General features: G+C 72.2%; 13 protein-coding genes. 10 read left to right on the top strand and 3 right to left on the bottom strand.

Annotation, left to right across the window (positions count from 1 at the left end; genetic code table 11):
• Nucleotides 1–346: 346 nt before the first annotated feature.
• The gene (locus AB0J58_RS06725) at nt 347–763 is read right to left on the bottom strand and encodes a VOC family protein (RefSeq protein WP_364211191.1); all 417 of its coding nucleotides are present in this window, start codon (nt 761–763) and stop codon (nt 347–349) included.
• Between the two features lie 60 nt (nt 764–823).
• On the opposite strand from AB0J58_RS06725, the gene AB0J58_RS06720 reads away from it, so the two are divergent.
• Nucleotides 824–1,429, top strand: coding sequence for a TetR/AcrR family transcriptional regulator (locus tag AB0J58_RS06720; protein WP_364211188.1), 606 nt, complete (start codon nt 824–826; stop codon nt 1,427–1,429).
• 77 nt (nt 1,430–1,506) lie between these two features.
• Here the strand turns inward: AB0J58_RS06720 and AB0J58_RS06715 are convergent, their stop codons facing one another.
• Both AB0J58_RS06715 and AB0J58_RS06710 read right to left on the bottom strand, forming a co-directional pair.
• Complete coding sequence (locus tag AB0J58_RS06715; protein WP_364211185.1) at nt 1,507–1,779, bottom strand: hypothetical protein; 273 nt, start codon at nt 1,777–1,779, stop codon at nt 1,507–1,509.
• On the bottom strand, nt 1,776–2,414 hold the full coding sequence (locus AB0J58_RS06710) for an HNH endonuclease family protein (RefSeq protein WP_364211182.1): 639 nt from the start codon (nt 2,412–2,414) through the stop codon (nt 1,776–1,778). Before AB0J58_RS06710 ends, AB0J58_RS06715 begins: the two co-directional genes overlap by 4 nt.
• A gap of 248 nt (nt 2,415–2,662) precedes the next feature.
• Between AB0J58_RS06710 and AB0J58_RS06705 the strand changes: the two genes are divergently transcribed.
• The 9 genes from AB0J58_RS06705 (at nt 2,663) to AB0J58_RS06665 (ending at nt 20,841) form a co-directional block, all read left to right on the top strand.
• Nucleotides 2,663–3,118, top strand: coding sequence for a hypothetical protein (locus AB0J58_RS06705; RefSeq protein ID WP_343961524.1), 456 nt, complete (start codon nt 2,663–2,665; stop codon nt 3,116–3,118).
• A gap of 215 nt (nt 3,119–3,333) precedes the next feature.
• The gene (locus AB0J58_RS06700; RefSeq protein ID WP_364211179.1) at nt 3,334–4,239 is read left to right on the top strand and encodes an SseB family protein; all 906 of its coding nucleotides are present in this window, start codon (nt 3,334–3,336) and stop codon (nt 4,237–4,239) included.
• Nucleotides 4,236–4,625, top strand: coding sequence for a hypothetical protein (locus AB0J58_RS06695; RefSeq protein WP_364211176.1), 390 nt, complete (start codon nt 4,236–4,238; stop codon nt 4,623–4,625). The genes AB0J58_RS06700 and AB0J58_RS06695 overlap by 4 nt, the downstream gene beginning before the upstream one ends.
• 175 nt (nt 4,626–4,800) lie before the next feature.
• Nucleotides 4,801–5,205 (top strand): YbaB/EbfC family nucleoid-associated protein, encoded by a 405-nt coding sequence (locus AB0J58_RS06690; protein ID WP_364211173.1) that lies wholly within the window; start codon nt 4,801–4,803, stop codon nt 5,203–5,205.
• Nucleotides 5,202–5,549 carry a hypothetical protein gene (locus tag AB0J58_RS06685; protein WP_364211170.1) on the top strand — a complete coding sequence of 116 codons (348 nt, stop codon included), beginning with the start codon at nt 5,202–5,204 and terminating at the stop codon, nt 5,547–5,549. The genes AB0J58_RS06690 and AB0J58_RS06685 overlap by 4 nt, the downstream gene beginning before the upstream one ends.
• A gap of 57 nt (nt 5,550–5,606) precedes the next feature.
• Nucleotides 5,607–15,311, top strand: coding sequence for a hypothetical protein (locus AB0J58_RS06680; RefSeq protein WP_364211167.1), 9,705 nt, complete (start codon nt 5,607–5,609; stop codon nt 15,309–15,311).
• 26 nt (nt 15,312–15,337) lie between these two features.
• Nucleotides 15,338–15,865 carry a hypothetical protein gene (locus AB0J58_RS06675; RefSeq protein WP_364211164.1) on the top strand — a complete coding sequence of 176 codons (528 nt, stop codon included), beginning with the start codon at nt 15,338–15,340 and terminating at the stop codon, nt 15,863–15,865.
• Nucleotides 15,858–16,481: a hypothetical protein gene (locus tag AB0J58_RS06670; RefSeq protein ID WP_364211161.1), complete on the top strand. Its 624-nt coding sequence runs from the start codon at nt 15,858–15,860 to the stop codon at nt 16,479–16,481. The genes AB0J58_RS06675 and AB0J58_RS06670 overlap by 8 nt, the downstream gene beginning before the upstream one ends.
• Before the next feature lie 604 nt (nt 16,482–17,085).
• On the top strand, nt 17,086–20,841 hold the full coding sequence (locus AB0J58_RS06665) for a hypothetical protein (protein ID WP_364211158.1): 3,756 nt from the start codon (nt 17,086–17,088) through the stop codon (nt 20,839–20,841).
• Nucleotides 20,842–20,851 lie beyond the last annotated feature (10 nt).

Raw genomic sequence — 20,851 nt, 5'->3', positions numbered from 1 at the left:
GAGGTCTCCTCGTGTGCGGTGGGCGCCGGCTTCCGGCGCCCACCAGGCTCGTGGATTACCGGGAAGCTGGGCGACCCAGATTGTTAGCGTTAACATGACGAGGGGGCAACGGTTGCCTGGGTGAGTGTCGACGCCCCCGAAGGGGCGGGTCAAGTATGAGCCGGATCACACCGGCCTCGGATCCGGATGCCGGCGGGAGGCGTTCGAGCCTGGTCGTCGTCAGTCCCCGGTGGTGCGTCGTGCCGGCTCTCCCGGCCGCACGGCGCCGGAGAGGGTCCCTCCCGGTGTCCGGAGGGCCGCGAGACCCGGAGGGTGGCGCCGCCCCCGGGTCTCGCGGCCGTCCGGGTCACGGAGCGGCGTACTGTCCGGCGTAGGCGGCGGACGGCTCGGTCGGGGTGATCACGTCGATGAGCACGCCGCCGGGTGCGGCCACGATGAAGTGCCGCTGCCCGAACTCCTCGGTGCGCAGCGTCAGCTCGACCGGGAGCCCCGCCCGTCGTACCAGCCTGTCGTGCTCGGCGTCGACGTCGGCCACCTCGAAGTTGAGGATCAGCCCTCGCACCGCCGAGCGGTACTTCTCCGGCACGGTCGGATGGTCGTGGTCGACGAGCGCCAGCTCGTAGTGAGGCGGCTCCGGTCGTCGCAGGCTCACGTACCAGTCCGCCTCGAACACCGTCTCGAAGCCGAAGAACCGCTGGTAGAAGTCACGGGACTCGGTGATCCGATCGGTGCAGACGACCGGGTAGAAGCTGGTGAGGGACACGTCCCCCTCCTTTCCGCATATTCGCATACCGTTGGTATGTGGAGTTAACATACCATCGGTATGCCAACGATGGGAGCCGCGATGGATCGCGTACGGCAACGGCTGGAGACCAGGCGGACGCTGGTGGCGGAGGCCAGGACGCTGTTCGCGCGGCACGGTTACGCCGCGGTGAGCCTGGCGCAGATCGTCGGGGCGGCGGCCGTGACCAAGGGCGCCCTCTACCACCACTTCGACAGCAAGGCCGACCTCTTCCACGCGGTCGTCGAGCAGGTGCAGCAGGAGGTGGGCGAGCGGGTCTCGGCGGCGGCGGACGCGCACGACGACCCGTGGGAGCAGCTGGTCGCGGGATGCCGGGCCTTCCTCGCGGTAAGCCGCGACCCTGACGTACAGCGGATCATGCTCGTCGACGGACCCGCGGTGCTCGGCTGGAACGAGTGGCGGGCCATGGACGAGGCGTCCTCGGCGCGGCACCTCACCGAGGCGCTCGTCACGCTGATCGAGACGGGAGTCATCGCCCGCCGGCCCGTGGAGCCGTTGGCCCACCTGCTGTCCGGCGCGATGAACGAGGCGGCCCTGTGGCTGGCCCGCTCGACGGACCCCGGCGACCTCCCGGCCGTCACCGAGGAGCTGTCGCGCCTGCTCGAATCCCTGCGAGACCACCGGTAGGCGGCCAGGGCACACTCACCTCCGCGTCCGGAGCGGAGTGCCCCGCTCCCGGCCGGAGAGCGGGGCGTCGACGGTGGTCAGCCGGTCGCCTGGGCGACGCCCTCGGGGGCGCCGTGCCGGATCATCGCCACCACCGCCTCGTGTATCCCCTCGCCCCTGCCCGCTGAGACGGGGAGCGGGCTGCCCGTGGCGACGTACCACTCCTCCGCGCCGGTGTACTGCACGCGGACGGCGGCCCGACCACCGGCGATCTCGGTGACCACGGTGAGGTCTCCGGTGACGGTTCCCACCTCGTCGGTCATCACCCCACCGGGGCCGGCGGTCACCTCGGACCGGTACCGCTCGTTCATTCCGCGCCGCAGGTGTCGAGCATGCCCTGCAGGGCCGCCCGCTCGGCGTCGGTCACGGTGAGGCCGTAGTCGAACTTCACGTCGGTCCAGGCGCGCGCGTAGGTGCACCAGTAACTCACCAGCGGCGGGCGCCACTGGTCCGGGCCCTGGTCGCCCTTGCTCCTGTTCGACGCGGCGGAGACGGCGATGAGCTGGGAGTTCTTCAGGTCGTTCGCGAACTCGCCCCGCTTCTCGGTGGTCCAGACGTCGGCGCCGGAACGCCACGCGTTGGCCAGCGGGACCACGTGGTCGATGTCGACCTGGCTCGCGGAGCTGATCATCCTCCCGTCGTAGGCCGACTTCCAGGTGCCGGAGATGGGCCGGCACCGGCCGTCCTGGAAGACGAGCGAGCCCTCCCTGGCGAGGACCTTCTCGCGGGTGTTGCAGGCGCCGCCCTGAGCGGACCAGTGCGGGAACCTGGCGCGGGAGTAGCCGGTCATCGGGCGCGGCTCCGCGGTCTTCAACTGGTCGAGTTCGGCTTGGGCGACGGTGACGGACGGCGGCTCGGGAAGAGCCGCCGGTGCCGTCGCGGCGGTGGCGGGCAGGGACAGGACGAGGGCGGACGCCGCGGCGCCCGTCAGCATGAGGATCTTCACGCGCCAGCACCGTAGTGATCGATACCGCCGCCCGGCCGCTCCAGCGCGCGCTCATGGAGATCCCTGCCGGAGCGATGGCGTGATCATGACTCGGTTCGATCCCGGGCCGCCGTGGAAAGGCGTGAATGCGTAATAGTGCACTCTTCGGGATGAGTGTGGATTCGTACGCAGAAGGGTTCTTCGTAACTTCCTAACGTCTGGGGTGTCCGAACGACAAGTCTCCACACCGCACTCAGGGGAGCATGAACATGAGCACGAAGCGCGCACTTCTCGCCGGAGCGGCCCTGGCCGGTTCGCTGCTGGCCGGCGTGGCCGTGGCCCCGGCGGCGACGGCCTCGACCGCCCCGCAGCAGGCCCAGACCTTCAGCAAGCACTTCTTCGGCCCCTACTACTCCGGCTTCGGCCGAGGCGAGGACTTCGGGCACCGGTCCTACTACAAGGGCTACTGGACCAAGGAGGGTGGCCGCTACTGGTTCTACGGCGACCTGTTCGACCGTGACCGCGACCGCTCCTACAGCTATGTGTGGTTCAAGTGGCACGACCGCTTCGGCTCGCACACCAAGGTCTTCAAGACCCTCGGTCACGGTGACATCGACCGGTTCGGCGGGTTCAAGAAGAGCAGCGGCTTCGACGACTTCAAGATCCGGGTTTGCGAGGGCACCGACAAGTTCGACGACTGTGGTCGCTGGGGCGACGCCTTCTGAGCCGATGGGCGTCTCCTCGCAGCGGTCAGGGTACGGAGCCCGGTCGACGACGGACCGGGCCCCGTCGGGCCCCGGCCGGGTGCCGGTCTCGGCGCGCCGGTGAAGGCCGCCCGCGACGGCCACGGCCGCCGAGCCACACCGGGAACATTCGCCGACCTGCGGTGACAGGCCCCTCCGGGTGACGCCCGTCTTTGATCGTTAGTAGTGTCTTCCGCGTGTTGTCCTCGAACCCGACCCCGGTACCGCCCTCCAACCCGTTCGAGGAGCGTCTCTGGGCGGCGTTCGAGGCCGCCCGGACGGCTCTGTGCCTGAGCCTGCTCAAGGACGCCGACTTCGTGCTGCCGGTCACCCGCGCCGCGGCGGAGGGGACCGAGCCGGTCGCCTGGCCGACGGCGACCGACGGCGAGCGGACCTGGCTGCTGGCCTACACCTCGGCCGAGATGATGACGCCGGCCATCGGCGGCGTCACCGGGCACCACCGGATCGTTTCGATGGTGGAGCTGGCCGCGGGCTGGCCCGACTCCCGCTGGGGGCTGGCGGTCAATCCCGGGCTGCCCGTCGGCTTTCTCCTGGAGTCCGGCACGGTGGCCAGACTCGCCGTCCCCACCCTGGCCCAGGACCTCGCGCTCGCCCCCGAAGCCGGTGTCCCCGTACTGCAGAAGCCGCTGAGCCCGGCCGACATCCAGGATCTGCTCACCGGTGGTGAGCCCCGGGTCTCCGGCTACTGCCATCACGCCCTGGACGTCTCGCACATCGCCACGCCGGCCGTGCTGGCCGACGCGCTCGGCCGGCCCGACATGCTCACGGCCGACGGCGGGCTCAACCTGCTGCGCTGGCGTCCGGCCGGTCTGAGCCTGTACCGAACGCCGTACGGAGGGGTGGACGAGGAACGCCGCGAGGCGGTGGCCGGGTGGGTGGTGGAGGAGCCGCCGTTCGTGGGGCTGGGCCTGGTGCCCAACGTTGACCAGACCATCCGTGAGTACAAGGTGTACGGCGTCGGGCTCACCCACGGCGCCGAGATCTGGGAGCTGACCGCTCGGGGGACCGAACACCGGCGCGCGTTCTACCACGGCGACCTGCGGCGCTGGCTGCTCGTCGCAACCCGGACGGACCTGTCATGACCTGGCACTCCTACCGTGCCCGCTGGCAGGGCGTCGACTATCCCGCCAGCCCCGACTCGTCCGCGCTGGAGACGTGGCTGCGGCTCCGCCTGACGGAGCCGGCCGAGGGCTTCGAGGAGGTCGAGCCCGGCTGCCACGTCCGGACCGTCCCGGCCGCCGAGTGCGAGTCCGTGCACTTCGTGACCATGGTCTGCCGGTGGCGTGGCGTCGACTTCCAGGTGCACGACGAGCGTGCGGGCGAGCTGCTACTGGAGTACCTGGGCGGTTCCGCGCCCGAGGCGGTGGCGCTCGGCCTGGAGCGGATCGAACGCGGCGTCTACCGCGGCTGGATCCCGCGCGACGAGGTGGGCGAGATCCAGGAGTGCGCGGTACCGCTGGACCTGTGAGGTTCGGCGGTCTCCTCGGTGTCGAGGGAGATGTTCCCCCCTGGCACCGAAGAGGCGTTTTGGTGGAAAATCGGCATTTTCTACCTGCCTCTTGTCGAATGATGTTCATGTGGCAGAAACTGATCAGTAACACTTACGGCACCTGAGGGGCAGGTGCGCATGGTGAGGGGGTGCCGTGACGGCGTTCGGCGACGGGGATGCCGCCGGCCTGCAGGCCTATGCGGACGAGCTGCGCACGACCTTCATGCGGCTCCAGGACGAAGGCGCCGAGCTGCACGCCAAGGCCAGGGCCGTCCAGGTGACCGAGACGTCACGCGACGGCCTGGTGTCGGCCACCGTCGGGTCGCGCGGTGAGCTGGTCCGGCTCGACATCGACCCTCGCGTCTACCGGCGTCCCGACGCCCGGAACCTGGCCGACTCGATCCTGGAGACCGTCCAGCGGGCGGCGGCCAAGGCGCAGGAACGGATCATCGAGGTCTTCGAGCCGCTGATCCCGGCCGACCAGATGAAGCTCCATCTCACCGGCGATCTCGAATCCCTGATGGCCCAGCTCGCCGACCAGATGGAGGGGAAGCGGTGAGGAACCCCGACGACGGACTGGATATCCTCACGCCCACGGTGGAGCGGGGGATGTCGCAGTGGGACGTCATGTCCGGCGATCTGGAAAAGTTCTGCACGCCGCAGATGACCCGGATCATGGACCTCCTGGAGGCCGCGCCCTGGGGCGGCGGCACCGAGGGCCGGGCCTTCCAGGAGGCTCTCATCCGGAACGGCGGGCCCAGGCTGCTGCTCTTCAACGGCGCCCACACCATCCAGCAGATCGTCGAAGCCGGGCCGAGGCTGCGCCAGACCCTCGGCAACTCGCTGGGCACCGACGCCGCGATCGCCGAGGACCTCGCCCGGGGCACGGTGCGCCAGATCTGACCCGTGCGGTCTGAGACGCGCGGCGGGCCGGAGGTGGAGTGACGGAGCGGGGGCAGCATGGCCACGGGTACGGGCACGGGCCTGGACACGGGTACGGGGGATCAGAGCGGACGGCCGACCCGGCAGGGCGTGGCCCGCATCACCACGGACGTCAGGCCCGCCTGGGAGATCGACGGCCTGCCCGACTGGGTGCTGTACACGGTGATCCCGCTGTTGTCGGCCGGACAGAAGTGGCCCGAGGCCAGCGAGAGCCGGCTGTCGGAGCTGGCCCAGGCACTGGAGGGGCTGGGCGCCGGGATCAAGCCGTACGCCGAGCCCGCGGGCCAGGCGGTCCGCACCATCGTCACCGGCCTGCAGATCCCGGCCACCGCCGACTTCGTCGGACGCGCCCAGCACCTGTACGGCGAGCAGGCCGGCCTGGCCGGCCTCGTCCGGGGCGGGAACAGCTATGCCGCACAGGTCGACAACTTCGCCGTCGAGACGCAGTACTCCAAGCTCTCCATCAACGTGGCGTTCTGGATCACGATCGTCGCCATCGCCATCGCGCTCTACGTCGCCTTCTTCACCGCCGGATCGACCGCCCCGCTGATCGGCCCGTACGCGGCGGCGGCCCGCTCGGCCATCAGCCGCATCCTCGTCCGGCTGGCCACCCTCGCGGGCCGGGAGGTCGGTGCCACCGGCCTGGCCCGGCTCACCGTGCTCAGCGGCGCGACCGGCCGGGGCCTGATCACCCGGATACTGGCCTCGCCGATCGGCAGGGAGCTCATCGAGGAGGTGAGCGAAGAGCTCCTCATCGACGGTGCGGCCCAGTACCAGCAGATAAAGCAGGGCACCCGTAAGGAGTGGGACTGGAAGAAGTCCCAGGCCGCCGCCGTCGGCGCGGGCACCGGCGCGCTGGTCGGCATGGGGGTGGCCGGCCCGGTCTCCCGGATCACCAGGGGTGTACCCGGTTTCGGGGGGCGGGCGCTGAACACCGGTCTCAGCAACGTCGCGGGCTCACCGGCGGGCAGCTTCGTCGCCAACGGCCTGGTCTACGACCAGTGGAGCAACCCGTTCACGGCCGACTCGATAACGGGCGCGTTCTTCGGCGGCGTCGGGCGTACCGGGACGATCAGCCCGACCAACCCCGAGGTCTACGTCGCGCTCGCCAACCCGAGCACGACCCTGGCCTCCGCCTACGACGCGGCGGCTCTCGCCGACGCCGTCCGCGCGGGCGGGGGTTCCGGAGGCGCGGCGGGCGGCTTCGGCGGCAATGCCGCGGGCAGCGACCCCACCACCGGCGGCCCGAGCGGTGGCGGTCCGAATACGGCGGGTGCCGCCGTCCCCGGCGGCGGAGCCGGGTCCTCGACGGGCGGCACCCGAGGCGGCACTCCCGCCTCGTCCGGTACCACGGCCTCGCGAAGCGGCCAGGTCACCGCGGACCCGGGAGACAGCGGCAGGCGCACCTCGCCTTCGGCCGACGCGGACGGCGCCCGGCGGGGCTCGTCGCAGACGAGCACCGACACCGACAGGGCGGTGACCACGACCCCGGATGCCCGGGAGGAGCAGGAGGACGGCCAAGAGCCGCGAGCCACGTCGAGCACGCCGGACGGGCCCGCCGACCAGACCGCGTCCACCCATGCCGCTCCGGACACGGCACCCGCCGCGCAGGGCACGACGGCTCCGGACACGGGCGACACCACTCCCAGGGCCGCGCCGGACGCCCAGACCGACACCACCCCCGCCGCCACCCCGGACGGTACCGTCTCTGACGGCACCAGGGCGGACACGGCCGCCCCCGATGCCACCGATCCGGGCACCTCCGACGCCGCCCCCCGGCCTGAGAGCACTCCTGAGACCAGCACCGGCACCCCTCCGGCCGGTGACACCGCCACGGCTCCCGGCAACACCCCGGCTCCCGACACCGCGCTCGCCCAGGGGCCGGTGACCCCCCTCGCGGCCAGGGCCAGGGACGCCGTCAACCAGGTGCTGGCCGACGGGTATACGGACGCCGTGCTGCTACCCGACGGGGACCTCATCGTCCCGGTCGCCGGGACCGACGTCGTCGTCCCAGCCGCGACGGTGGCCCGGGTGCGGAACCAGGTCGAGCAGCGTGGGGCGCAGGCCGACGACGACACGCTCCGCGCCGAGGCGCGGGCCCTGCTCGACGAGGTGCTCGTCACCCGCCTCGCCTCCGACGACGAGGTGTACGCCGCCCTCCTCGCCGCCGCGCAACCCGCCGGCCTCAGAGCGCACGGCGCGCTGCAGTACGCGCTGCGGCGTATGGTCCCGAACGCCGTCAAGCTCGCGGACGGTTCACTGCTCGTGTCGGACGCGTCGGGTGACTACCTGATCGACTCCGAGTTCCTCGGGCGGCTCCGCTCCCTCCTGGAGACTTCGGCCCACGCCGGCCGGAGCCCGGCCACGCTGCGGACCCAGGCGCTCGTGGCCCTGAACGGGACCATGGCCTTCGGCAGGGCCACCTCTCCCGCTCCCGCGCGGGTCACGAGCCGTCCCGGCACGGTCACCTCGCGGCCGATCGCCCACACGAGGTACGTCACCGACGGCCGGCCCGCCGGACCCGACCTCAGCCTCGACGAGGTGCACGCCGCGATCGACGCGCTGCTGGCGTCCGACTTCCTGAATCAGGGCGTACGGGGGTGGGAGTGGTCCGCGGACGGCTCGACGCTGCTGGTGCGGACCGACGAGCACGGTGTCCAGCATTTCCGCCCCGACGTCGGCGGAGTGCGCTCCGGCAACATGGCCGAGACCGATGTCAGGACCGGAGACGAGACCGATCCGCACCGGGTCCGCTTCACGCCGGGCATGGCCGGCGACCAGGTCGGGCGGGTCTGGCTGCACGAGATCACCGACACCCTGCAGCGGGTGGCCGCTCCCCCCGCCGCCAGACAGGGTGTCATCCGCAGGATGCTCCCCGGCAGGCCGCAGCGGGAGACCGTCGACGAGTGCGTGACCGCGCGACTCAACGAGCACGCCTTCCTGGCCCGCAAGTGGCTGGCGGCGACGTCGCCGGCCGAGAGACGCCTGCTCCAGGTCGACCTGGACGGGGTGGCCCGCGAGCTACGCGAGCACGGGCAGGTCCCGCCGGCCCTGCCCTGGCGACCGGTCACGCCCGAACGGCCGGCCCACACGCCCGCCGTACCGGCCGAGACCCCGACGGCCGACGAACTGCGGACGTTGATCGACGCGGTGACCCTGGCCGAGGCCGAGCTCAGGGGGCAGATCGCCGCGCACCAGGACAGCGCGCAGCAGGCCGACCTCGCCGCGAGGAAGGCCAAGCACGAGGCCAAAGAAATCTCCCGCATGCACGACCAGGGCAAGCACGAGCGAGCCCGTAAGAAGCGGAAGGAGCGCGACGGGCACCGCGCCAAGCGGGCCAGGCATCTGCGGATCGCCCAGGCGTACTCACAGGCGCTGTCCAAGGCGGAGGTGACCCGGCAGGCCTACGAGACCGCGCTCGCCAGAGTGGAGTTCGCGGGCCGGGCGACCGGACAGGAGGCCACGCTGGCCCGGGCGAGCGTACGCGCCGGGCTGACCGTGGCGGGCGAGCGGCACGCGGAGTATCTGGCGGCGGTGCAGGAGGCGCTCCCGCAGGCGATCGCCCTGTCCAGCGCGCTCCCGACGGGGAGCCTGCCGCACCTGACCGCGCTGACCGACAGGATCAACGACGGGCTGGCCGAGCGGGGGATCGGCCGCCGGTTCACGCCCGAGGAGTTGCAGCACATCCTGCGCGCCGACTTCCGCAAGATCGTATCCGTGGACGGCATGGTGATGCGGGTCGGCGAGGCGCCGACGGCCGAGCTGAAGATCAAGCTCACCCTCTCCGACATGGTGGAGATCCTCGACCCGGCGATCAAGGCGTCCGAGATCATGCTCGGTACCCTGCCGCAGGGCGGCCAGTCGATCCGCTCCACCGAGGCCGGCAGCGGTGGCCTGTCGGTGGGGTTCAACACCGGAGTGCTCGCCCCGCTCCTCCCCGAGGGAAGCCTGTCCCAGGCAGTGGTCCAGACGGTGGGCGTCGCCGTCGGCGTCAACGCCGGGCGCGGCTGGTCGCGCGGCCCCAGCGCCGCCGAATACTCCCTGGAAGGGCAGGTGGAGGACGACAGGGGCGAGTCCATGCTGTTCGACGCCGCCGCCACCTGGGAGGTCCATATCCGCACCTCCCGGGAGAACGGCTGGCAGGAGGTCGCGACGGTCGACTCGGGCAACCCGGAGGACGCCGCCTCGCAGCGTCTCTGGATCTCGCACGTCTACGCCGACCAGCCGCCGAGCAGCACGGTGACCGTCGATCCGGCCAAGCGGACCGACGCGCTGCCCCAGCACGTCCCCAGCGACCTGTCCGGCCTGAACGAGCTGGCCGAAGACGTCATGGGAAAACTCGGGGAGAAGCACACCGACATCGGCGACATCACCCGCGACCACATCCGCACGATCATCGCCAAGGAGCTGCCCGGCAGACTCGGGGAGGCGGTCAACGCCCCGCACGGGATGATGCGTACCATCACCGACCCGCGCGGCCGGCCCATCGCCACCGTGACGATCAAGTCCAGGCCGGTGTGGCAGCTGGCCACCCCGGTCGGTCAGCCCAGCCGCGACCAGTGGCAGGAGCTGCTGCGGATCGGTTTCTCCAACGCCTCCGGCAGCGAGTCGTTCGGCGGTTCCCTCGGTGGGTCCCTCTCGGCGAATCCCACCGTCCCCGGAATGGCCGACGTCAACGGGCCCGGTGACTACGACCCGACGCTCGGACCGGGCGGGAACGGCTCCCGATCGGTCTCCCGATCCGAATCGGCGTTCGCGAACGGCCAGGCGATCCACCCGGGTGTCCAGCGCTACACCGGGCACACCCAGGGCTACAGGATGGTGTTCCAGCACGAGATCTCCGTGCACCTGGTGGGCGACGCCGGACCGAGGCCCACGGTCCGGGGCGAGAGCACCGCGCTGCTCCGGATCCCCGAGACGGACGCCTACCGCTACGGCCTGCCCGTCGACAGCGCGGCCCTGCTCCGTGACGCCGAAGGGAGGCCACTGCTCGACGCCGACGGCGACGAGATACTCAGGGACGACCCGGCCAGGACCCCTCCGCCGGGCCGGTTGCCGGAGCTCCCCAGCTGGCTCGGCAACGGTCCCGGTCAGATGCGGGGGGTGGGCCCGGGCCAGGTACAGCGGCTGACCGGGGTGGACGAGTTCACGAAGGACCTCCTGACGGAGCTCGGCGCCCTCGGTGTGGTCCCGAAGTTCGACGCCGCCGGCCTGCCGACCTACTCCGGCAACGTGCTGGAGCGGGCCGTCCAGATGACCAACCTGCGCGAGGTGCTCGAACAGCTCTCCGCGGCGCGACTGGAGACCGGCTACGACCAGGCGGCCCAGGACGGTGTCCCCTTGAGCCTGGTCCGCTACGCGCGGAACGCGGCGCCCGAGGTCTACACGGTGCGAATCCGGCTGGAGCAGGATTTCGACGACGCCTCCTACGTCGGGCGCACCGACGCCCAGGCCGTGGTCAACCTCGACATCGGCTCCGACACCGCGGGCCGTTCCAGCGGCCGGTCGTGGAACGCGGGCGGCGGAGTCTCTCTCGGCAGCAAGGAGGGGCCCGCCGAGGGCGAGGACGGGCTGACCGGCAACGTCGGCGTCAACGGCGGCGGCAACCACAGCCGTTCGATCGGTTCGAGCGCCGCCGCCACCGTCAACCGGGTGACTCTCGTGGAGAGCAACGGCGAGGTCGCGCTCTTCGACGTCGGCCACAAGCTGACGGCCGAGATCATCCACCGGGGCAGGACGGTGTCGAAGCTGGAGGCGGACGGCAGCGCCCGGTTGGGGTTCGCGGCCGACCTGCTCCCGCTCGCGAAGGCACCGGCCCCCCATCCGGTCGGCACACCTTCCGAGGAGATACTGAGCAGGGCGACGCTGCTGCACATGGACACCACCGGCATGCTCGACGCGGCGGCCGGCGTGCTGCCCCGTGGCATGCGCGCCGACTCCGCCGCCTACCATCACCTCGCCGCGTTCACCAATGTGCGGAGCCTCATCGCGCATCCGGAGTGGCGCGGCACGCCGTACCGCAGCGGGGTGGGCGTCCGCCCCCAGGGCGCGTTGCCCACCCAGGCGTCACTGTCGATCACGGGCGCCTTCGGCGAGGCGGAGCTGCTGGGCATGGCAGACCTGGTGGTCGGTGACATCAACCTCACCCTGGGCAGCGCCGGCATCTCCTGGGGCGGGTCCTGGGGCCACTCCGCGGGCACCTCGGGCAACCTGTCCGACTCCGACGGCGGCGCCACCTCCAACGACGGCGGCGGTGCCGGCCACTCCCGCTCGGCCGGCCGATCCGGATCGCACTCCGAGCTCGACATCTGGGGTCGGGAGCGGCTGACCATCGAGGTCGGCAAGCAGTACATCTTCCGCAGCAAGGTGAGCTTCGCCCTCACCGGTCAGGAAGGCATCGCCGACCCCTCCGAACTGGGCGGTGGCCTGCCCGGCACGCCCTCGAAAACCCGGCACGACGGCCGGACCGTCATGTACTCGATCCCCGAGTACGACGCCCTGACCCTCTACACCGACGGCAAGCTCGACCTGCCTCTGCATCAGGTGGCCGACGCGGTGGAGAGGTTCCGCAACGGCGGCATGACACTCGACCGGACCCTCGCGACCTCGCTGCTCCAGAAATATCTGCTGGAGCTGGGCAAGGCCCGTAGCGCGGGGCAGGACACCGGCTTCGCCGACCGCCACACGCCCGAGGCGCTGGTCGAGGCGCTCGGGAAGGTGAGCGGCCTGGCGCAGACGGTGGCCGACTCAGAGGGCAAGAACGCGGAGCAGTGGCTCAAGAACGCGTTGAGCCGTTCGGCGGACCTGGTGAGGCGGTTGAGCCGGATCCAGGTGGCCCCGCACTACGCGCAGACGATGGGCGTGAGCCTGGTGGAGTCCTTCAACGTGAAGGACTCCACCGGCACGCCCGTCTCGATGCTGGACGCGGTGAGCGCGGCCGTCGACGAGGTCGCGCCCGGAGCGATCGCGGCCGGCCCCGTCCTCAGCAGCAGTCTCAGGGGAGACCTCGCCCTCGACCGGGTCGAAGGTCACCTCGACGCGATGCTCAGCGAGCGGGGCTTCGTCAAGGGCTACCAGACGCTGGCCGATCCGCACACCGGCCGGGCCGAGCTGGTCACCGTCCGCGCGCGGCTGGTCCCCAAGAACCCCGACGCCGCAGACGAGGCGACGCTCCTGGGCCACACCTACGACGCGGGCATCATCCAGCAGGACTACGGCTACCGGGAAGTCTCCGACTCCCGTTCTTACAACGGCTCCCACGGCTTCGGCGGGGAGAACAGCCACTCCGGCACCGACGACGGAAGCACGCGCGGAGTCGGGACCGACCGGGGCCGCTCGTTCTCGGCGTCGAGCACCGAGCAGCACACGAAGATGCAACGGACCGCGCAGTTCAACGGCCTGGACCGGGTTCGGCAGGAGTTCACGCTGATCGTCGAGGTCGAACGCACCCCGGTGCGGATAGGCCCGGTGCGGAGCAGGGTGCGTGGCGCGGTGGACCGGGTCAAGGGCCGGCCCACCAAGAAGGCGGTGTTCAGACATGACGCCACGCTGGTCAGGCGGTTGCCGACCGGTATGACCAGGCCGGTGGACGACCGGCGGCCGGAACCGGCGCCGGTGATCGACCCGCGGCGGGTGGAGGTGCCGCCCGCCCACTACGTGAACTCGGTGCAGGCGGCATCGGACCCGCGCACGGGCCGCAGCCTGTTCGAGGTGATCCGGCAGCAGCTCGCCTCGATGCTCGGCGACGGGGTCACCAGAGAGCAGGGCGCCAGGCTGGACGCCCGGCTCCTGCCGGTGCCCATGGCCGCCGCGTTCGCGCGGATGGCCGGACCCGGCGGGCACGAGCTGGTCCGCGTGGTGCGCAAGGGCTTCCACCATCAGGGGGTGGACGTCCGGGTCGAGACCCGACTGTCGGACCTGCAGGTGGTGGCGGGCCCCTTCGACGCCGAGATCGGCGAGGTCGACCGGGTGATGAACACCGCCGGCACGTCGGCCTCGCGCAGCCGCCTGTTGCCCCTGAGCGGAAGCACGGGCGGGTCGCAGGCACAGACCGGCACCAGTGTGGGCGTCTCACGGGGGGAGCAGGCGTCGGAAGGCGTCTCCAACTCCAGCGGCGTGCGCAAGGAGGCCAGCAAGTTCGAGAACGGCAAGGCGGTGACCGTCCGCGTCCGGGTGGACTACGACCTCACCTTCCAGCACAAGGCACGCCTGCCGAACGGTGGCGAGAAGCCGGTCAAGGATCCGGTTCGGATGCCCGGCGCCGCCTCGGGCTTCGCCTATCTGACCATCTTCGAGGCCGACCTGGCGGAGATGAACGCCAGGCTGGAGGCCGGACTCGGAGTCGGCACCGACCGGCGCTTCGACGACGGGAGCCGGCCGACCTTCAGCCACATGCCCGCCGAGAACCGCCAGGGTCTGATAGACCAGCTCACCGACGCCCGGGTGGCGGCCCGCGAACGGCATGCCGTCGCCCGGGTCGCGGTACGCGAAGGCAACGTCATGCACCGCTATCTGGCGGCCCCAGACGGCTCGCTGCACAGCGAGATCCCCGACGGAGGTTTCGCCCAGGCGTTCGCCACGCTGCCGCCCCGGCCCCTCACGGCGGCGGCGCGGCACGGCCTCGATCTGCGTTCGATCTTCATGACCTCGGCCGTTCCCGGCACCTTCACCGACCAGGTGGCGGCCGCGCTCAGCGACAGCGCCCCGCCCATCGACCCGGACAGGCCGATCTGGCCTGTCACGGGGGAGACCGGCACCGCGCCGCAGGGGGGCGGCACGGTGCAGGGCGGCAGCGTGGCGCAGGGCGGCATCAGCGCGACCTCGCCGGCGCTGCCCGGCACCCCGTTCGACACCCAGGCCAGGCCCGCCGGACAGTCCGACCTGTCGGTGTCCGAGATCGTCCGCCAGGACGTCTCGGTCGCCGACCTCGGCGGCGCGGTCACGTCGCTCGGCTGGACGACCGAGCAGGGCGCGGAGATCACGCGGGGTGTACCGCTCGACGCCGCGATGCTGGCCGTGGGCCTCCCGGCCCGCGGCGCCGTGGCCGAAGGCGTCCAGTACGCCCGGGTGGCCGTGGCCGAGCCGGGTGACGGCCTGCTCGGCCGCACGGATGTGCGCGCGGGCACCTTCGACGAACCGCACCTCGTCTGGATCGCGCCGCGGACCGACCCCGCCGTGGTCTCGTCGCTGCTCGTGCACGAGATCTCGCACGTCGCCCAGGAGCACGCGGCGACGGCGGCGGGGACGCCGCAGGGCGTCGTCAGGACCTCGCTGTCGGAGCAGGAGGGGAGCACCGACCACTGTCTCACTCCGCGCCTCAACGAGCACGCCCACCTGGCGCGCAAGTGGCAGGCGGCCACCGAGGCGGACCAGCGGCTCCGCCTCGCCGAGGCGATCGACGCCGTCGCGGCCGACATCGACCGGCGCGGGCACACCCCACCGGCACCGCCCTGGGGTTCGGGGCCGAGGGCGGCGCCGGCGGTACCGAGGCAGAGCAGGATCGCGGAGCTGATCAACGGGGGGGCCGGGCCGGCGGCAGGCGCCCTGGCCTCCGCGCTGGTCGACGGCCTGCGGTCGCAGCGCCTGCACGACCATCTGGAACGCGCGCGCACCCTCAGCAACGGCACCAGCTGGTACCCCCCGGAGGAGGAGCCGTGCCTGTGCCCGCAGGACGGGCCGTGTGAGTGCGGTCTGCGGAGGAACGTGTCGGTAGCCGAGGCATGATGGGAGCTTCCAAGGAGGAGGCGGTTATGACGTTCGCGGTCGCGCGGGCCAGGGACGAGGCACACCTCTACCTCGACCTGCATCCGTGCAGGCAGTGCGGTTCGGCGGAGACGACCTGGGGCAGAGGGGTGGTCAGCGTGGGGGGCGAGCTCGCCGACCGCTACGCCGGCACCTGCGACGACTGCGGGGCCGAGCGCGAGTTCCTGTTCGGCCTGCCGGAGCGCCCCGCCCCGTCGGCGGGTTATCCGACCTTCGGCGGCCGGGAGCCCTCCCAGCTCCTCGACGCGGGTGAGTGGCTGTGGGTGGCCGACCTGACCGCGAGCAACGTGCCGGCCGACGACCGGGCCGAGGCGCACCGCGTGCTGTCGGTGGCCGGCGCGGCGGTCGAGGAGGTCATCAAGTTCATCCCGCCGGGACAGGACGAGGTGCCCGACGACGGGTTCTGGTCGGAGCGCGGACAACGGATGCGCGAGGTCGAGCCGGGCCGCTTCCGGCTGGACCGGCTGCTGGTCGTCCGGGACACCTACCGCGACCTGGTGGCCCGGCATGCCTGACCCCGCCGTACCCGGCGAGCACGGTCCGGTGGAGCCGGACGACGACCTCGCCGGGTACGGCGGGGGCCCGGCCCGCTCACTCGTCGAGGCCTACGTCCATCTCGACCTGACCGGGCCCGGCGACGGGCCGGGGGCGGCGGAGCGCGCCGTGCTGACCGAGGAGCAGGAGGGGTGGCGGGTCCGGCTCGACGGCGGCGAGGTCTTCGTGCCCTACGCCGCCGAGACCGAGGCGAGGCGGGAGGAGCTGACGTTCGGCTCGGGCGTCTCCGAGCTGATCGACCCCGGCCAGTGGGTGCTGGTCGGCGCCACCTACGCGCGCAGGGCGCTGGAGGCGGCGCTCTTCTTCGCCGCCGACCCCTCCTCGGACGAGCGGTACCAGGCCATCGTGTCGGACTGGCGCTTCGCGGCCGACGCGGTGCTGGAGGCGTTGAAGTTCATGCCGGAGGGCGCCGGCGAACTGCCCGCGGCGTCGTTCTGGACCGAGCTGGGCCGGACGGCCTACCAGGGCGAACCCGCGCGCTTCACCCGGGCCAGGCTGGAGGACGACCTCGCCTACTACCGCACCGCCCTCGACGACTTCCTGCGCCTGCACGCCGAGGGCGACGACCCCGCCTAGCGCGATGCCCGGCCGCTCCCGGCCGGGGAGGTTGTTTGTCCATTAAGCAAGATATGTGCTGGACAAACCGGAAACCGGTAAACAGGTGGGTAAAGCCCGTCGTTGTGACGGCTCGCTGACCGAAGGGACGCCATGTGACATCCTCTCCGGCGTCGAGGCCGGAGATGTAGCCCTGCTCGCATCCGCGTACCTCCCCGACCGCGCCCGTCACGAGCGCCGCGAAAGCGGCTGGACGACGTGCGGCGCGCCCGAGCACCGGAACCCGTCTCCGCCTACATCGGTCCGCAGGCCGAGGTCGGTTCGGGCGGTGCCCGGCCGCCGGCCCTCCGCTGGGGAACGGAGGAGCCGGCGCTTCGCCACCGGATCGCATGAGAACGATTCCGAAACGGCGGCACGAGAACCCCCGCACCGTTTTCTCAAGGGGCCGGTGCGGGGGTGAGGTGCCCATCGGCGACGTCGTTTTCGACGGGCGCCGACCCCGTCGTGCCCACCAGGGATTCCCGCCATCCACTGGACCTGTAGGGCCAGGCATGGTTGCATCTCGCTTGTCCAGAATCGATCTTCGGGAGAAGTCGAGCGACGATCGTGTGTCGGCGGGGGCTGAATGGGGCGACCGGAAAGGGCTCTCGATCCCGACGCGGGCCCGCTGCAGCGGTTCGCGTCAGAGCTGCGGCGGCTGCGGACCGAGGCCGGGCGGCCGAGTTACCGGGAGCTGTCCCGGCGTGCGCACTACTCGGTGACCGCACTGTCGGAGGCGGCCGGTGGGGAGATCTTCCCCACCCTCGCGGTCACCCTGGCCTACGTCGGGGCGTGCGGCGGCGATGCCGAGCTCTGGGAGAAGCGGTGGCGGACGCTGGCCGCGGAGTTCGCCTCGGCCGACGCGGCCGAGCGGGCCGACAAGGACGCGGACGCCCCGTACCTGGGGCTGGTGACCTTCGATCCCGGTGACGCCGACCGGTTCTTCGGGCGCCGGGAACTGGTCGGTGAGTTGTGCGCGCGGCTGGAGGACACCTCGCTGCTGGCGGTCTTCGGCCCGTCGGGGAGCGGCAAGTCCTCGCTGCTGCGGGCGGGTCTGCTGCCGGCGCTGTGGGACGGGGCACTGCGGGGGAGCAAGGCGTGGCCGACGCTGCTGCTGACCCCGGGGGAGCATCCGCTGGAGGAGCTCGCGATCGCCATGGCGAACGAGATGGGGACCGGTGCCTCGGTGCTGCACGCGGGGCTGCTGGCCGAGGACGGGAGCGCCCGCCTCGACATCGGCCAGTTGCTTGAGGGACGGCCGAAATCGGCACGCGCCGTGATAGTGGTCGACCAGTTCGAGGAGGTCTTCACGCTCTGCCGCGACGAGCGGGAGCGGATGGCCTTTCTCGACTGGCTGCTCACCGCGGCGGACGGTACCGACGGCCGGGCGCGGGTGGTGCTGGGGGCTCGTGCGGACTTCTACGCCCGGTGCGCGGAGTACCCGCCGCTGGTGGCCGCGTTGCGCGACCGGCAGCTGCTGATCGGCCCCATGGACGAGGAGGATCTGCGGCAGGTGGTCACGGGACCGGCGGCCCGGGCCGGGCTCAAGGTCGACCGGGCGCTGGTCGAGGCGATCCTCGGCGACTGCCGCCGGGAGCCGGGGGCGTTGCCGCTGCTCTCGCACGCGCTGCTGGAGACGTGGAAGCGGCGTAGAGGCGACGCGATGACACTGGCCGGGTACCGCGCCGCCGGTGGCATCCAGGGGGCGATCGCGCAGAGCGCCGAGCGGGTCTACGACGAGACCGGCGACCGGGAGCGACCTCTGGTCAAGAACGTGTTCCTGCGCCTGACCGCGCTGGGCGAGGGTACCGAGGACACTCGCCGCCGCGTCGCTCCCGCCGAGCTGCTGTCCGGACCGAACGGCACGGCGGTGGCGACCGTGCTGACCAGGCTCACTGAGGCCAGGCTGCTCACCGTCGACGAGGACAGCGTCCAGGTGGCGCACGAGGCGGTCATCCGCTCGTGGCCCAGGCTGCGGGGCTGGCTCGCCGAGGATCGGGAGCTGGTGCGCCTGCACCGGCGTCTCACCGAGGCCGCGGCGGAGTGGGAGCAGCACGGGCGTGCGGACGAGCTGCTCTACCGGGGGATACGCCTGACCGCCTGGGACGGTCGCGAGCTCGACCGGCTCAACGACTCCGAGCGCGCCTTCCTGGAGGCCGCGCGGGCGCGCGAGGCCCGCGAGCGCGCGGCGGCCGGCCGGCGGGCCCGCCGTCTGCTGATCAGCGTGACGGCGGTCGGCATGGTGGTCTGCGCGCTGGCGGTGATGGCCCTCGTCCAGGCGGATCGGGCCAGGTACGAGCAGAATCTCGCCTACTCCCGCCAGCTCGCCGCCGACGCCCGGGGACAGCTCCAGCTCGACCCCCAGCTCAGCCTGCTGATGGCCCGGCGGGCATACGAGGTCAGCCCCACCGCCGAGGCCGCCGCGATCCTGCGGCAGGCGGTCGTCGACTCCCGGGTGCGCCTCATCCTGCCCGTCGACGGGGGCAAGGTCTGCGGTGTCGCCTTCTCCCCGGACGGGCGCCTGCTGGCCACGAGCAGTGGTGACGGGACCGTACGGGTGTGGCGGACGACCGGGCGGGGCCTGCCGGCGGGGGACCCGGTCGTGCTGCGGGGGCACGAAGGCCAGGCGTGGAGCCCGGTGTTCAGCCCCGACGGGCGCTACCTGGCCACCGCCGGTGTCGACGGCACCGTACGGGTGTGGGATCTGACCGGTGGTGACCGGCCCGCGGTTCTCCGGGGGCACGCGGGAGAGGTCTGGAACGTGTCCTTCAGCCCGGACGGGCGGCGCCTGGCCAGTGCCGGCGACGACGGCACGGTACGGGTGTGGAAGGCGGGCGGCGGCGGATGGGCCGGCGCCGAGGCCCCCTCGGCCGTGCTCCGCGGACACAGGGGACGGGCCCTGGGGGTGGCGTTCAGCCCGGACGGCCGGCACCTGGCCACCGGGGGCGGCGACGGCACGGTGCGGCTCTGGGACCCGGAGGGCGAGGCACGGCCCACCGTGCTGCGGGGGCACGAGAACTCGGTGGAGAACGTGGCGTTCAGCCCGGACGGCCGGCGCCTGGTGAGCGCGAGCACCGACGGCACCGCGCGGCTGTGGGACATACCGGGCGACGGTTCCTCCATGGTGCTGCGCGGGCACGACGGCACCGTGGAGGGGGTGGCGTTCAGCCGCGACGGGCGCAGGATCGCCAGCGTGGGCAACGACGGCACGGTCAACGTCTGGAGCGCGGGCGACACCATCGCCCCCCTGCTGCTGAGCGGTCACCGGGGGACCGTGTGGAGCGTCGACTTCAGCCCCGACGGCCGGATACTGGCCAGCGCGAGCGATGACGGCACCGTGCGGCTCTGGGACGTGACGGCGGTGGGCGACGCCGTCATCATGCGTGGTCACACCGGAGAGGTATGGGACGCGGCGCTCAGCCCGGATGGACGGCGGGTGGCCGACGCCGGCAGTGACGGGACGGTCCGCATCGGGGACGTCACCGGCAAGGGCGGTACGGTGGTGCTGAGTCCCGGTGGCGGGGAGATGCTCGGCGTCTCCTTCAGCCCGGACGGGCGGCAGGTGGCGAGCGCCACGCGGGACGGCGTGGTCCGGGTCTGGGACGCCTCCGGACGCGGTGAGCCGATCGCGCTCCGCGGTCACCTGGAGACGGTGTGGAACGTCGCGTTCAGCCCGGACGGGCGGCGGCTGGTCAGCGGGGGCAGCGACGGCACGGTCCGGGTCTGGGACCTCTCGGGAGGTGGAGAGCCGCTCGTGCTCCGCGGCCACCGGGGGTTGGTCAGGCAGGTCGCCTTCGGCCCCGACGGGCGGCGGGTCGCGAGCGCGGGTGAGGACGGCACCGTCCGGGTCTGGGACGTCTCGGGGCACGGCGAGCCGGTGGTGCTCCGCGGCCACCAGGGGATGGTGTGGGGTGTGTCCTTCAGCCCGGACGGACGGCGGCTGGCCAGCGGCGGCAGCGACGGTACCGTCCGGGTCTGGGACCTCTCGGGACGCGGTGAGCCGCTCGTGCTCCGCGGCCACCGGGGGTTGGTGTGGAGCGTGTCCTTCAGCCCCGACGGGCGGTGGGTGGCCAGCAGCGGCAACGACAACACGGTCAGGATCTGGGCGGCCGAGGGTGTGGGCGAGCCGGTGGTCTTCCATGGTTACGGCGCCTCCGTCGAGAGCGTGGAGTTCGCCCGGGACAGCCGTGACCTCGTCACCGCGCACGGCGACGCCACGGTGCGGGTCTGGCGGTGCGACGTGTGCGGCCCGATGGATGAGGTGCTCAGGCTCGCCCGTGACCGCACCATCCGCGAACCGACCCCGGACGAACGCAAGGCGTACCTGCGGACCTTCCGCTGACCGGGGCCCG

Source organism: Streptosporangium sp. NPDC049644 (assembly GCF_040675205.1).
Classification (GTDB): Bacteria; Actinomycetota; Actinomycetes; order Streptosporangiales; family Streptosporangiaceae; genus Streptosporangium; species Streptosporangium fukuiense.
Note: the sequence above shows the minus strand (reverse complement) of the source record. Positions and strands in the feature narration are given on the sequence as shown.

What these genes read in the sequence shown, in the direction of transcription:
- AB0J58_RS06695 (WP_364211176.1), top strand. Translation starts at nt 4,236, where the DNA reads ATGACCTGGCACTCCTACCGTGCCCGCTGGCAGGGCGTCGACTATCCC.
- AB0J58_RS06705 (WP_343961524.1), top strand. Translation starts at nt 2,663, where the DNA reads ATGAGCACGAAGCGCGCACTTCTCGCCGGAGCGGCCCTGGCCGGTTCG.
- AB0J58_RS06715 (WP_364211185.1), bottom strand. Translation starts at nt 1,779, where the DNA reads ATGAACGAGCGGTACCGGTCCGAGGTGACCGCCGGCCCCGGTGGGGTG.
- AB0J58_RS06720 (WP_364211188.1), top strand. Translation starts at nt 824, where the DNA reads ATGCCAACGATGGGAGCCGCGATGGATCGCGTACGGCAACGGCTGGAG.
- AB0J58_RS06665 (WP_364211158.1), top strand. Translation starts at nt 17,086, where the DNA reads ATGGGGCGACCGGAAAGGGCTCTCGATCCCGACGCGGGCCCGCTGCAG.
- AB0J58_RS06670 (WP_364211161.1), top strand. Translation starts at nt 15,858, where the DNA reads ATGCCTGACCCCGCCGTACCCGGCGAGCACGGTCCGGTGGAGCCGGAC.
- AB0J58_RS06675 (WP_364211164.1), top strand. Translation starts at nt 15,338, where the DNA reads ATGACGTTCGCGGTCGCGCGGGCCAGGGACGAGGCACACCTCTACCTC.
- AB0J58_RS06680 (WP_364211167.1), top strand. Translation starts at nt 5,607, where the DNA reads ATGGCCACGGGTACGGGCACGGGCCTGGACACGGGTACGGGGGATCAG.